This is a genomic window from Duganella aceris (genome assembly GCF_011090165.1).
GTDB classification, from domain to species: domain Bacteria; phylum Pseudomonadota; class Gammaproteobacteria; order Burkholderiales; family Burkholderiaceae_D; genus Rugamonas; species Rugamonas aceris.
This window is the reverse complement of the sequence record NZ_JAADJT010000007.1, coordinates 144136-157171: the sequence shown is the minus strand read 5'-3', so window position 1 is coordinate 157171 and position 13036 is coordinate 144136. Positions and strand designations below refer to the sequence as shown.

The 13036-nt window shown below is 66.0% G+C and carries 12 protein-coding genes; 3 read left to right on the top strand and 9 right to left on the bottom strand.

The window, feature by feature from the left end; translation table 11 throughout:
- Positions 1–3: 3 nt before the first annotated feature.
- From GW587_RS16610 to xapA, 6 genes are all read right to left on the bottom strand, one after another.
- On the bottom strand, positions 4–411 hold the full coding sequence (locus GW587_RS16610) for a cytidine deaminase (RefSeq protein WP_166105249.1): 408 nt from the start codon (positions 409–411) through the stop codon (positions 4–6).
- 114 nt (positions 412–525) lie between these two features.
- Positions 526–1848, bottom strand: coding sequence for a thymidine phosphorylase (deoA, locus tag GW587_RS16605; protein ID WP_166105246.1), 1323 nt, complete (start codon positions 1846–1848; stop codon positions 526–528).
- A 127-nt stretch (positions 1849–1975) separates the two neighbouring features.
- The gene (locus tag GW587_RS16600; protein ID WP_371875605.1) at positions 1976–4360 is read right to left on the bottom strand and encodes an aldehyde dehydrogenase family protein; all 2385 of its coding nucleotides are present in this window, start codon (positions 4358–4360) and stop codon (positions 1976–1978) included.
- Positions 4361–4375: 15 nt separating this feature from the next.
- Positions 4376–5332, bottom strand: a complete 957-nt coding sequence (deoC, locus tag GW587_RS16595) for a deoxyribose-phosphate aldolase (protein ID WP_166105243.1) — start codon at positions 5330–5332, stop codon at positions 4376–4378.
- Entirely contained in the window at positions 5329–6522 is a 1194-nt protein-coding gene (locus GW587_RS16590; RefSeq protein ID WP_166105240.1) for a phosphopentomutase, read from the bottom strand. Before GW587_RS16590 ends, deoC begins: the two co-directional genes overlap by 4 nt.
- A 49-nt stretch (positions 6523–6571) precedes the next feature.
- Positions 6572–7411, bottom strand: coding sequence for a xanthosine phosphorylase (gene xapA / locus GW587_RS16585; protein WP_166105237.1), 840 nt, complete (start codon positions 7409–7411; stop codon positions 6572–6574).
- A gap of 214 nt (positions 7412–7625) precedes the next feature.
- Between xapA and GW587_RS16580 the strand changes: the two genes are divergently transcribed.
- Genes GW587_RS16580 through GW587_RS16570 form a run of 3 tightly spaced genes read left to right on the top strand, consistent with a single transcriptional unit; the run spans position 7626 to position 10600 of the window.
- Positions 7626–8756 carry a carbohydrate kinase gene (locus GW587_RS16580; protein WP_166105235.1) on the top strand — a complete coding sequence of 377 codons (1131 nt, stop codon included), beginning with the start codon at positions 7626–7628 and terminating at the stop codon, positions 8754–8756.
- 5 nt (positions 8757–8761) lie between these two features.
- Positions 8762–9673 (top strand): pseudouridine-5'-phosphate glycosidase, encoded by a 912-nt coding sequence (locus GW587_RS16575; RefSeq protein WP_166105232.1) that lies wholly within the window; start codon positions 8762–8764, stop codon positions 9671–9673.
- A gap of 18 nt (positions 9674–9691) precedes the next feature.
- Positions 9692–10600: a LysR family transcriptional regulator gene (locus GW587_RS16570; protein WP_166105229.1), complete on the top strand. Its 909-nt coding sequence runs from the start codon at positions 9692–9694 to the stop codon at positions 10598–10600.
- Between the two features lie 10 nt (positions 10601–10610).
- Here the strand turns inward: GW587_RS16570 and pcp are convergent, their stop codons facing one another.
- The 3 genes from pcp to GW587_RS16555 are packed head-to-tail and all read right to left on the bottom strand — an operon-like array spanning position 10611 to position 12971.
- A complete protein-coding gene (gene pcp, locus GW587_RS16565) occupies positions 10611–11261 on the bottom strand; it encodes a pyroglutamyl-peptidase I (RefSeq protein WP_166105226.1) in 651 nt (216 codons plus the stop codon).
- Between the two features lie 55 nt (positions 11262–11316).
- Positions 11317–12273, bottom strand: coding sequence for a DUF979 domain-containing protein (locus GW587_RS16560; protein WP_166105224.1), 957 nt, complete (start codon positions 12271–12273; stop codon positions 11317–11319).
- On the bottom strand, positions 12270–12971 hold the full coding sequence (locus GW587_RS16555) for a DUF969 domain-containing protein (RefSeq protein ID WP_166105221.1): 702 nt from the start codon (positions 12969–12971) through the stop codon (positions 12270–12272). The genes GW587_RS16560 and GW587_RS16555 overlap by 4 nt, the downstream gene beginning before the upstream one ends.
- Positions 12972–13036 lie beyond the last annotated feature (65 nt).

The following is a 13036-nucleotide window of genomic DNA, read 5'->3' as shown; positions in this document are numbered from 1 at the left end:
GTATTACTTCTTTTTCAGGTCGGCGCCGCCGAAGGCGTTCGGCAGTTGATCGGCCGCCGTGGTCTCGTGGATGTCGCCTTTGAGATTGGTCAGCAGCACCGGCAACTCGTTGCCGCCCAGTTCCAGGATCACCTGGCGGCAGGCGCCACACGGGGCGATCGGGCCGTCGGTTTCGCCGATGACGACCAGTTGCTCGAAGTCGCCCTGCTTGTAGCCGTGCGCGAAGGCGCTGAAGAAGGCGGTGCGCTCGGCGCAGTTGCACAAGCCGTAGGAGGCGTTTTCCACGTTACAGCCGTGGAACACCTTGCCGTCGTTGGTCAGCAGCGCGGCGCCGACCTTGAAGTTGGAGTACGGCGTGTAAGCCTTCAGCCGCGCGGCGGCGGCTTCGGCGATCAGTTCTTGTTTGTTCATACTGCTCCTTGTGGGGCTGCTGTTCTTTTTGCCGGTGGGTGGCGCGGCTGGCTTAACCCGCACTGCCACCCTGGGGTCGGACCCCGTACGGGGTCCGACCCCGCCTTGCCGGGGTTACGGGCGAATAGTGCGGTAGATGACCGGATTCGCGGTCGGCGCGGCGTCGGCGATCTGGTAGGACGCCTGGATTTCGCGGATCGCCTGCTCGGCGGCTTCCTGCGTGCGCGCATGGACCATCGCCAGCGGCTGGCCGGCTTCGATCCTGTCGCCCAGGCCCACCAGCCCGGTCAGGCCGACGGCGAAGTCGATCGGATCGGCGGCGCGGCGACGACCGCCGCCCAGCGACACCACCGCCAGACCGATCTCGCGGCAGTTGGCCGTCGACGCATAACCCGACACCAGCGCCGGCGCCGGCACGATGATCGGAGAACGTTCCAGGTACTTGTCCGGATTGTCCATCAGGTCAGCCGGGCCGCCCAGCGCCACCACCATGCGCGAGAAGCGCTCGGCGGCTTCGCCGCTGTCCAGCGACGCCTGCAACTTGGCGCGCGCTTCGTTTTCATCGGCGGCCAGCTTGCCCAGCACCAGCATCTCGGCGCACAGCGCCATCGTCACTTCGTGCAGACGCGCGGGACGCGATTTGCCGGTCAGGTAATCCATCGCGCCGCGTACTTCCAGCGCGTTGCCGGCGTATGGCGCCAGCGATTCGTTCATGTCGGTCAGAATGGCCGAGGTCATCATGCCGGCGCCGTTGCCGACCTTGACGATGCTGTCGGCCAGCTCCACCGATTTGTCGTAGCTCGGCATGAAGGCGCCGCTGCCCACCTTCACGTCCATGGCCAGCGCGTCCAGGCCGGCCGACAGCTTTTTCGACAGGATGGAGCCGGTGATCATGGCGACCGATTCCACGGTGGCGGTGACGTCGCGCACGCCGTAGAAGATCTTGTCCGACGGCGCCAGCGACGCGGTCTGGCCGATGATGGCGACGCCGACTTCCTTGACCACTTTGCGGAACTGTTCGTTGGTCGGCACGGTGGTGTAGCCGGGGATGGAGTCGAATTTGTCCAGCGTGCCGCCGGTGTGGCCCAGGCCACGGCCGGAGATCATCGGCACATAGCCGCCGCAGGCCGCGACCATGGGGCCGAGCAGCAGCGAGACCACGTCGCCGACGCCGCCGGTGGAGTGCTTGTCGACCACCGGGCCGTTCAGGTCCAGCGCGCGCCAGTCCAGCACCTCGCCGGAGTCGCGCATGGCCAGCGTGAAGGCGACGCGTTCATCCATGGTCATGTCGTTGAAGTAGACGGCCATCGCCAGCGCGGCGATCTGGCCTTCGGTGACGCGGTTGGAGGTGATGCCGCCGACGAAGAACTGGATTTCTTCGGCCGACAGCACGCCGCCGTCACGTTTCTTGCGGATGATTTCCTGGGGTAGAAACATGGAATGCTCGCTTTCTCTAAATTGATAACGCCGCAGTGGAGCTCGCGGCACCCGCGAACCCCGCACTGCGGCGGCGCTCGGGGTCAGACCCCTTTATGGGGTCTGACCCCTTCTGTTAGGGGTAGCTTTAAACGCCGTAGGGGATCCAGACGTTTTTCACTTGCGACGCGTGCGCCAGCACCGCGCGGCCGCCGGATTGGGCGGTGCTGTACCAGTCGCGGCCCTTGGCGCCACCAACCCAGGTACGCTTCAGCGAAGCCGCCGACAGACGCTCCACTTCGGCGCAACCTTCGGCCGAACCGTCATGACGCCACACCGCATCGATGTCCGAGTGCGTCGCCAGCGTGCGCGCCAGCTCGTCCGCCGAACCGGTGACGATGTTGACCACACCGCCCGGCAAATCCGACGTATCGAACACCTGATACAGATCGGTCGCCGACAGCGGATGCGCTTCCGACGGCACCACCACCACGCGATTACCCAGCGCAATCGCCGGCGCCACCAGCGAGATGAAGCCCAACAACGGCGCCTCGTTCGGGCAAACGATGCCGATCACGCCGACCGGCTCGTTCAGCGCCACAGTGATGCCATGCATCGGCGGCTGATGCGCCAGACCGTCGTACTTGTCGGCCCACGCCGCATAGTAGAACAGGCGCTCGATCGAAGCCTCGACTTCCTTCTGCGCGTTCCTGGAGCCGGTCATGGCGGCGATGCGCGCCGCGAATTCCTCGCCGCGCGCGGCCAGGTTCTCGGCGATGTAGTACAGCACCTGCGCGCGGTTGTGCGACGTGGCTTTCGCCCAGCCGCCGGCCTTGTGCGCCGCTTCCACCGCGTTGCGGATGTCCTTGCGGCTGCCCTCGCCCACTTCGGCGATGAACGAGCCGTCGGCGCCGTGCACCGGACGGCTGTAGGCGCCGTCCGGGCGTGCCTGCTTGCCGCCGATGTACATCTTGGCGGTGCGGTCGATGGCGAACGCGCCGCCGCTGGCGGGAGCGGCCTGCTTGGCCTTGGCCTGGGCTTCGCGCAGCGGCGCCGCAGGACGCGCGTCTTCCGATTTCGCGGTCAGGTATTCGTACATGCCTTCGCGACCGCCCTCGCGGCCGAAGCCGGACTCGCGGTAGCCGCCGAAGCCGCACGCGGCGTCGAACTGGTTGGCGGTGTTAATCCACACCACGCCGGCCTTGATCTGCGGCGCGACGTCCAGCGCCAGCGAGATGTTCTCGCTCCAGACGCAGGCCGCCAGGCCGTAGACGGTGTTGTTCGCCAGCTGCACCGCTTCCGCCGGAGTGCGGAAGCTCATCGCCACCAGCACTGGTCCGAAGATCTCGGCCTGCGCCACGGCGGCCGAGGTCGAGGCGCCGGTGATCAGCGTCGGCGGGAACCACGAGCCGTTGGCCGGGATCTCGCACGCCGGCTGGTACACGGTGCAGCCTTCGGCGCGGGCCGATTCCACCAGGCCGGCGATGCGCTGCTGCTGGATCGGATCGACCAGCGCGCCGATGTCCATCGACTTGTCCAGCGGCGAACCGAGGGTCAGCTTGTCCATGCGGGCGCGCAGCTTGGCAAGGAATTTCTCCTGCACCGATTCCTGCACCAGCAGGCGCGAACCGGCGCAGCAGACCTGGCCCTGGTTGAACCAGATCGAATCGACCAGGCCTTCGACGGCGGCGTCCAAGTCGGCGTCGTCGAAGACGATGAACGGCGACTTGCCGCCCAGTTCCAGCGACAGCTTCTTGCCGCTGCCGGCGGTGGCGACGCGGATCAGGCGGCCCACTTCGGTCGAACCGGTGAAGGCCAGCTTGTCGATGCCGGGATGGTTGACGATGGCTTCGCCGACGCGGCCGTCGCCCGTGACGATGTTGACCACGCCCGCCGGCACGCCGGCCTGCACGCAGATCCATGCGAACAGCATCGCGGTCAGCGAGGTGAATTCGGCCGGCTTGAAGACGATGGTGTTACCGGCGGCCATGGCCGGCGCGATTTTCCACGACAGCATCAGCAGCGGGAAATTCCACGGCACGATCTGGCCGACCACGCCGACGGCGCGGTAGTCGGCGAATTCCTCGGCCTGCAGTTGCGCCCAACCGGCATGGTAGTAGAAGTGACGCGCCACCAGCGGCAGGTCGATGTCGCGGGTTTCGCGGATGGTCTTGCCGTTGTCCAGCGTCTCCAGCACGGCGAACAGGCGCGCGTGCTTTTGCATCAGGCGCGCGATCGAGTACATGACCTTGGCGCGGCCATGGCCGCCCAGCGCCTGCCAGCCCGGCTGCGCGGCGCGCGCGGCGGCCACGGCGCGGTCGACGTCGTCGCCGGTCGCTTGCGTCAGGTCGGCCAGCTTGGCGCCGTCGGCCGGATTGGTCGAGGCGAACAGCTCGCCCGGCTCGCTCCACTGGTTGTCGATGAACAGGCCGAAGGCGCGGCCGTGCTGTTCCAGCCACGCTTGCGCTTCTTTTTGGCTTTCGGGTGCTGGGCCGTATTCCATGGTGTTGAGGATCTCTTTAATTGATGGCATGACGTGTCCGTGTTCTTAAGGTTGCGCGTGGCGGTGAGCGGCCGAGTAGTTCCCGGTGACGTAATGCTCAAGCTGGCGTTCGATGTCGGTCAGCAGGCTGGATGCGCCGATGCGGAACAGATGCGGCTCCAGCCACTCGTTGCCCAGTTCTTCCTTCATCAGCGTCAGATACTGCAACGCGGCCTTGGCCGTGCCGACGCCGCCGGCCGGCTTGTAGCCGATCTTGAAGCCGGTCTGCTCGTGGTAGTCGCGAATCGCGCGCACCATCGTCAGCGATACCGGGATCGTGGCGTTGACAGGCTCCTTGCCGGTCGAGGTCTTGATGAAGTCCGCGCCGGCCATCATGCACACCCACGACGCCTTGGCGACGTTTTCCAGCGTGGCCAGTTCGCCGGTGGCCAGGATGGCCTTGACGTGCGCGTCGCCGCAAGCCTTGCGGTAGGCGACCATCTCGTCGTACAGCGCCTGCCAGTTGCCGGTCAGGACGTGCTGGCGGGTGATGACGATATCGATCTCGGTCGCACCTGCGGCCACCGACAGTTCGATCTCGCGCACCTTGGTCTCCATGCTGGTCAGGCCGGCCGGGAAGCCGGTCGACACGGCGGCGATCGGCAGACGGCCTTGCAGCACCTGCACCGCCGGCTGGATCATCTCGTGGTAGACGCAGACCGCGCCGGTGGTCAGCGTGGTGTCCTGCAGGCCCAGCGCCTCGACCAGGTCGGAACGCAGCGGACGCATCGCCTTCATGCACAGGCGCTCGACACGGCCCGGGGTGTCGTCGCCGGACAGCGTGGTCAGGTCGATCAGGCCGATGGCCTTGACCAGCCATGCGGCCTGATATTCCTTCTTCACCGTGCGGCGGTTCGCCAGGCTGGCGGCGCGGCGGTCGGCGGCGTTCTTGTTGATGTGGATGTGGTTGATCCAGCCCAGGTCCAGGGGGACCGCCTCGTTGCGCTTGAAATCAGTGCTCATAACAGATTGCTTCCGTGGGAAAGTGGTTTGACGCCGAGGTGATGGGCCAGGGTCTGGCCGATGTCGGAGAAGGTTTCGGAAATCGGCAGCTGCTGCGCCTTCACGCCCGGGCCGAAGAAGATCATCGGGATATGTTCGCGGGTGTGGTCGGAGCCGGGCCAGGTCGGGTCGCAGCCGTGATCGGCGGTGATCACCACCAGGTCGCCCTCTTTCAGTTTGGCGATGAACTCCGGCAGGCGCGCGTCCATCTCGTGCAGCGCGTTCGAGTAGCCGACGACGTCGCGGCGATGGCCGAAGGCCTGGTCGAAGTCGACGAAGTTAACGAAGGTGAGCGACTTGTCGCCGGCTTCCGCTTCAACCTTCAGCAGCGCGTCGAACAGCGCCATGTTGTCCTTGCCCTTGACCACGCGCGACACGCCCTGGGTGGCGAAGATGTCGCTGATCTTGCCGAGCGCGATGACTTCGCCGCCGTCGTTCTTGACGTGGTCCAGCAGCGTCGGCGCCGGCGGCGCGACCGCGTAGTCGTGGCGGTTGGTGGTGCGGGTGTAGTTGCCGTTGGCGCCGGTGAACGGGCGCGCGATGACGCGGCCGATGTTGTACGGTTCCACCAGCTTGAAGGCGATCTCGCACACTTCATACAGGCGCTCCAGGCCGAACGATTCCTCGTGCGCGGCGATCTGCATCACCGAGTCGCCGGAGGTGTAGATAATCAGCTTGCCGGTGGCGACATGCTCGTCGCCGTGCTTGTTGATGATGTCGGTGCCGGAGGCGTGGCAGTCGCCGAGGAAGCCCGGCACGCCGGTCAGCTGCTGCAGTTTGGCGGTCAGCTCGGCCGGGAACGACGGCACGGTTTTCGGGAAGTAGCCCCAGTCGAATTCCACCGGCACGCCGGCGATTTCCCAGTGGCCGGACTGGGTGTCCTTGCCGGTCGAGCGTTCGCGCGCGGCGCCGTAGGCGGCGCTGAAGCCGTCGCGCTGCGCGAAGCCTTCGGCCCACTGGCCGCTGGCGGTGTGGGCGGCGGCGGCAAGGCCCAGTTTTTCCATGGTCGGCAGCGACATCGGCTTGCCGGCCTTGGCGGCCCACTCGGCGATGTGGCCGAAGGTGTTGGCGCCGACGTCGTTGTACTTGGCCGCGTCCGGCGTGGCGCCGAGGCCGAAGGAATCCAGCAGCAGGATAAATGCGCGTTTCATAATGTGCTCCAGAAAAGCAAAAAGGGCGGCTCAGCCGCCCCTTGGGATGTTACGCCTGCGGCGTTTTGGCCACGTTGGCCAGGAAGCCGAGGATGACTTCGATCAGCGAGGTGGCGGCGATGGCCGCGTACTTCAGCGTCTGCTCGTGCGACAGCGGGAACGGCGACAGGCCTTCGGCCAGGTTGGTGATCGCCGACACGCCGACCACCTTCAAACCGCAGTGGCGCGCCGACACGACTTCCGGCACCACCGACATGCCGACCACGTCGGCGCCCAGCGTCTTGAAGGCGCGGATCTCGGCCGGGGTCTCGAAGTTCGGACCGGCGTAGGCGATGTACACGCCTTCATGCAGCGGCACGTTCTTCTCGGCGGCGGAGGACTTCAGCAGCGCGCGCAGGTCGGCGTCGTAGGCGTTGGCCATGCTGAAGAAGCGCGGACCGAAACGCTCGTCGTTCGGACCCATCATCGGCGTGCCCGGCAGGTAGTTGATATGGTCGGTCAGCGCGACCAGCGCGCCGGCGTCGACTTCGGTGCGCAGCGAACCGGCGGCGTTGGTCACGAACAGCATCTCGCAACCCAGCAGCTTCATGGTGCGTACGGCGCTGGTCATCACGCCGAGGCCGTAGCCTTCGTAGACGTGGCCGCGGCCCTTCATGCACACCACCTGCACGCCCGACAGCGTACCGACCACCAGCTCGCCGGCGTGGCCGTGCACGGTGGAGATCGGGAAGCCCGGCAGTTCGTTGAAGCTGATGGTGACCGCGTCGGTCATCTGTTCCGCCAGCACACCGAGGCCGGAACCGAGGATCATCGCGACGCGCGGCTTGAAGCCGGCGGGAATGCGGGCGCGGATGATGTCGGCTGCCTGGAATGGGGAATTATTAGACATGGATATCCTCTGTTTTTTGTGTTGTGGCTGGGGAAGCTGACACTATGCATCATCCTCCATATGTATGGCAAATACCATTTTTCTTCAGCATTTATACTAAAGCGATATAAATCGGCGGTATTATAAATCAATGAAAACTTAGCTGCAGCGCGCTGTTGACCGGATTAAAACAAATGTTTACCATGATGGACAATTGTTCAAAAGGGCCACGACCGTGACCGACTCCTCCAAGAAGGAACAGCTCTACCAGCTGATCCGCGCCAACCCCTTCATCTCCCAGCAAGACCTGGCGGTGGAGCTGCGCCTGTCGCGCTCCGCCGTGGCCGGCCACATCGCCGGACTGATCCGCGAGCGCCGCCTGCTGGGCCGCGCCTACGTCATGCCGGACAAGCGTCCGGTGATGTGCATCGGCGCCGCCAACCTCGACCGCAAGCTGCGCACCATCGCGGCAATGCAACTGGGCACCTCCAACCCCGCCACCGCCGAGGAAGTGTACGGCGGCGTGGCGCGCAACATCGCCGAGAACCTGGCCCGGCTGAACCTGCCGACCGCGCTGCTGACCGCGCTGGGCGACGACAGCGCCGGGCGCGCCCTGCAAGAGCACGCGGAACGGAACGGCATCGACACGCGCGGCAGCCTGAAGCTGCTCGACAGCCCCACCGGCACCTACACCGCCATCCTCGACGACCACGGCGAACTGGTGGTGGCGCTGGCCGACATGGCGCTGTACGACCGCATCACGCCGGAGTTCCTGGCCGGCCGCCTGCCGCAGCGCTCCGCCGCCGCGATGACCGTGGCCGACCTGAACCTGCCGGCCGACAGCATCGCCGCGCTGCTGGCCGGCGCGCACGCCGACCAGGTGCCGCTGGTGATCGTCGCCGTGTCGCAGCCGAAGATGGCGCGGCTGCCGGCCGACCTGGCCGGCCTGCGGCTGCTGATCCTGAATCGCGGCGAACTGGAAACCCGCGCCGGCCGCGCCCTGCCCACCGAGGCCGACGTGCGCGCCGCCTGCCGCGACCTGCAGGCCCAGGGCGCGCAGGACGTGATCGTCACCTGCGGCAGCCAGGGCGTGTTCCACACCAAGGCCGGCGAACTGGTCTGGCTGGCCGCGCACCAGGTGGACGTGGTCGACGTCACCGGCGCCGGCGACGCTTTCTCGGCCGCCGTCTGCTGGTCGCTGCACCAGGGCAGCACCGACCTGACGCTGGCCTGCCGGCGCGGCCTGAAGGTCGCCGCCATGACGCTGGAAAGCCCTGACACCGTGTCGCCGATGCTGGCCGCCGACGTGCTCGACGAGATCCACGACTTCGACCTGAACGCTCCGCTGTTCCCATTTAAAGGATAAACAATATGCATCAATACCTGCTGTTTTCGCCGGAAGTGGCCGCCGCCCGCGCCGCCGGCAAACCCGTGGTTGCGCTGGAATCGACCATCATTTCGCACGGCATGCCCTATCCGCAGAACGTGCAGATGGCGCGCGAGGTCGAGCAGATCATCCGCGACGGCGGCGCCGTGCCGGCCACCATCGCCATCATCGGCGGCAAGATCTGCATCGGCTTGTCGGACGAGCAGCTGGAGCTGCTGGCCACCTCGCCGGACGCGATGAAGGTCAGCCGGCGCGACCTGGCGTATGTGCTGTCGCAGGACAAGCTGGGCGCCACCACCGTGGCCGCCACCATGATCTGCGCCGAACTGGCCGGGATCCAGGTGTTCGTCACCGGCGGCATCGGCGGCGTGCATCGCGGCGCCGAGACCAGCTTCGACATCTCGGCCGACCTGCAGGAGCTGGCGCAGACGTCGGTGGCGGTGGTGTGCGCCGGCGTCAAGTCCATCCTCGACATCGGCCTGACGCTGGAATACCTGGAGACCTTCGGCGTGCCGGTGATCAGCGTCGGCCAGCGCGGCTTCCCCGCCTTCTTCACCCGCGAGAGCGGCTTCGACGCCGACTTCCAGTTGGACAGCGCGGTGCAGCAGGCCGCCTTCATCCGCGCCAAGTGGCAGCTGGGCTTGAAGGGCGGCGTGGTGGTCAGCAATCCGGTGCCGGCGGCCGACGCCATGCCGAAGGAAGAAATCGACGCCATCACCGCGCAGGCCTTGCAGGAAGCCGATGCGCAGGGCGTCACCGGCAAGCGCGTCACGCCGTTCCTGCTGGGACGGATCAAGCAGCTGACCGAGGGCCGCAGCCTGGCGACCAACATCGCGCTGGTGAAGAATAATGCACGCTGCGGCGCCGCGCTGGCCGTCGCCATGCAAACGCAGTAAAAAAACAAGGCCGCCGCCATGTCCATCGATCTGAAACAACTAAAGTACTTCCTCGCCGTCGCAGAAGAAAAGAGTTTCAGCCGTGCCGCCGAGCGGCTGCATATTTCACAGCCGCCGCTCAGCCAGCAGATCATGAAGCTGGAAAGTGAACTGGGCGTCAAACTGTTCGCCCGCACCACCCGCACTTTCGAGCTGACGGTGGCCGGCAAGGCCTTGATGGCCGAGGCGTCCGACCTGCTGGCCAAGATGCGCATGACGATCGACACCATCCGCCAGATCGACCGCGGCGAAGTGGGACGGCTGCGGGTGGGCATCGTCGGCTCGGCGATGTGGGGGCCGATCCCGAGTCTGCTGGAAGAGTTCCAGACCAAGTTCCCGCGCGTGACCTGGACCCTGCACGAACTGGGTCCGACGCAGCAGTACGAAGCGCTGCGCGCCAAGCAGGTCGACGTCGGATTCTGGCGCGAGCCGAGGCTGGACGAGGACGACCTGAAGGCCGACAACCTGCGCCAGGAACTGTGCTTCCGCGAGGACGTGTGCGTGGCCATCAACGAACATCACCCGCTGGCCAAGCAGGAGGCGATCGAATTGATCGACATCGCCGACGAGCCGATGCTGACGCTGACCCTGGAGCGCTCCTCGTTCCCGCGCTATCTGGTGCAGTGCTGCGTCAAGGCCGGCTTCCAGCCGACCATCTTCCAGGAAGCGTCCGAGCCGCAGACATTGCTGGCGATGGTGGGCGCGGGCCTGGGCGTGACGCTGCTGCCCGAGACCACCAGCCGCATCGGCTGGCCGGGCGTGGTGTTCCTGCCGATCCGCAGCAATCCGCCGTCGGCGAACCTGTACATCACCTACACCACGCTGGACGATGCGCCGGTGGTGCGGGCCTTCCTGAATATCCTGAATCCGCCGGCGCGCGCCGATTGAAGCGAACGCCTTAGTGGGTAAGGCCGCCCGCTTCGCGCAGATCGACGGTGTGGGCGAGCGTGGTGCGGATGGCGATACGCAGTCCTTCGACCATGTCCTCCAGCTTCATGCTGGCGAAGCCCGGATGCGCGGCCGCCTGCTGCGGCAGATACGGAATGTGAATGAAGCCGGCGCGCATGGTGGTGCCCCACTCGTGCGCCTGGTGCATCAGGCCATAGAACACATGGTTGCAAACGAAAGTGCCGGCGCTCTGCGACACCGACGCCGGCAAGCCCGCCTCGCGCAGCGCGTGCACGATGGCCTTGATCGGCAAGGTAGAGAAATAGGCGGCGGGGCCGCTGTTGACGATGGGCTGGTCGACGATCTGGCGCATCTGGTTGTCGGCGATCGGCGCGTCGTCGATATTGATGGCGATCCGCTCGATCGACAAATCCGGACGGCCGCCGGCCTGGCCGACCGCGATCACGATACTTGGCTGCAGTTCCTCCACCGCCCGGTGCATCACCTTGTTGGCGTGCCCGAAGACGCACGGCAGTTGCCGCGCATGCACCACAAAATCACCTTCATGCCAACCTTGCAGGCTACGCACCGCTTCCCACGAGGGATTGATGGTCTCCTGGTTGAAGGGCTCGAAGCCCGTCAACAATATTATCTTTTTCATCTCGACTCCAATTGCTTTGCTGCGTGCGCATTACTCTACTCCAACTTTCTGCATCTCACAGGTTCATCAGAAAATAAAGAAGTGCAATATTTGCAAGCAGCAGCGGCAATGCCGTCGCGATCTGGATCTTCACCACCGCGTTCTTGTCGGGCAGTTCCAGCAGCGCGGCGGGCACGATATTGAAGTTGGCCGCCATCGGCGTCATCAGCGTGCCGCAGTAGGCGCTGAACATGCCGATCGCCGCCATCACCGCCGGGTTGGCGTGATAGACGCCGACCAGCACCGGGATGCCGACCCCGCCCGCCATCACCGGAAACGCGGCGAAGCCGTTGCCCATGATGATGGTGAACAGCGCCATGCCGACGCAGAACACCGCCACCGCCACCAGCCGGATGTCGAGGTTGATATACGAGGTGACCACGTGCGCCACCGCCTTGCCCATGCCGGCCTCGGTGAACAACAGCCCCAGCACCGCCAGCATGTGGGGCAGCACCACCGCCCAGCCCAGGTGGTCGATCAGGCGGCGCGATTCGCGCATCGCCTGCAGGGGCGTGGAGCGCGTCAGCCAGCACGCGGTGGCGACCGCGAACAGCGAACCGCAACCGAGACTGACCAGGGTGGAGTTCTTCGGATCGAGCAGGAACAGGCCGTCGAGCTTGACGTCCTTGAACAGCGTGGAGCCGATCACGGTGGTGATCGGGATCAGCAGCGCAGGAATCAGCAGCTTGTGGCCGAGCCGCTGCGCGCTGTCGCGCCGCTGCTCCGCCGAGCGGTCGCCGTAGCGGCCCAGCGTGACGCCGCCGAAGCCGGCGATCAGCGCCATCACCACCATCAGCACGCCGGCGGCCACCGGCGGCAGCTGCTCGCCGGCCAGGTAGACCAGCGCGTACAGCGCCCAGAACAAGGCGCTGGAAAAACGCTTCGGATTGTGCTGGTCGCGCAGCGCCATCACGGCGACCAGCAGCAGCATCGCGCCCAGCACGTAGTAGAAGTAATCAAGCTTGAGGATCATGCCGCGCCCTTGCCCAGCATGGCGCGGGCGATGTGCGCGTCGAGCCGGCGCAGCCGCCAGGCGTGGATGACGAAGGCCGTCACCGCCGTCGGGATGCCCCACAACGCCATGTGCAGCGGATCGACCTCGATCCCCTCGCCGCGCAAAATGGTCTGCATCAGCAGGATCGCGCCGAAGGCGACGAAGACATCCTCGCCGAAGAACAAGCCGACGTTGTCGGTGGCGGCGGACATGGCGCGGATGCGGTAGCGCAGTTCCGTGGTCAGCCCCGGATAGCGGGTTTCGGCCGCGCCTTCGGCCATCGGTGCGATCAGCGGCCGCACCATGTTCGGATGGCCGCCGATGCTGGTCAGGCCGAAGGCGGCGCTGATCTCGCGGATCGCCAGGTAGACGATCAGCAGGCGGCCGGTGGTGGCCGACTTGATGCGGGCGATCGACGCCTGCGCGTGCTCCTTCAGGCCGTAGCGCTCCAGCAGGCCGATCGCGGCCAGCGGCAGCAGCAGGATCAGCGGCAGGTTGCGGGTCTTGATGAAGGCCGCGCCCAGCGACGCCAGCAAATGCTCGACCGGCATCGCGGCGGCGAAGCCGGTGACGGCGCAGGCGGCGATCACCACCAGCACCGGATGCGCGCGCAGGGCGAAACCAAGAATGATGACGGCCACGCCCAGCAGCGGCCATAGATTGACGACGGTGTTCACGAACAGTCCTCCAATGTAAAAATCCCCGCACTCCTTTCGGACGTGCGGGGAATTCTAAAACAAGA

Bases quoted from the DNA above. Each gene is read 5' to 3' on its own strand.
- GW587_RS16610 (WP_166105249.1), bottom strand. From the start codon at position 411: ATGAACAAACAAGAACTGATCGCCGAAGCCGCCGCCGCGCGGCTGAAG.
- deoA (WP_166105246.1), bottom strand. From the start codon at position 1,848: ATGTTTCTACCCCAGGAAATCATCCGCAAGAAACGTGACGGCGGCGTG.
- GW587_RS16600 (WP_371875605.1), bottom strand. From the start codon at position 4,360: ATGCCATCAATTAAAGAGATCCTCAACACCATGGAATACGGCCCAGCA.
- deoC (WP_166105243.1), bottom strand. From the start codon at position 5,332: ATGAGCACTGATTTCAAGCGCAACGAGGCGGTCCCCCTGGACCTGGGC.
- GW587_RS16590 (WP_166105240.1), bottom strand. From the start codon at position 6,522: ATGAAACGCGCATTTATCCTGCTGCTGGATTCCTTCGGCCTCGGCGCC.
- xapA (WP_166105237.1), bottom strand. From the start codon at position 7,411: ATGTCTAATAATTCCCCATTCCAGGCAGCCGACATCATCCGCGCCCGC.
- GW587_RS16575 (WP_166105232.1), top strand. From the start codon at position 8,762: ATGCATCAATACCTGCTGTTTTCGCCGGAAGTGGCCGCCGCCCGCGCC.
- GW587_RS16570 (WP_166105229.1), top strand. From the start codon at position 9,692: ATGTCCATCGATCTGAAACAACTAAAGTACTTCCTCGCCGTCGCAGAA.
- pcp (WP_166105226.1), bottom strand. From the start codon at position 11,261: ATGAAAAAGATAATATTGTTGACGGGCTTCGAGCCCTTCAACCAGGAG.
- GW587_RS16560 (WP_166105224.1), bottom strand. From the start codon at position 12,273: ATGATCCTCAAGCTTGATTACTTCTACTACGTGCTGGGCGCGATGCTG.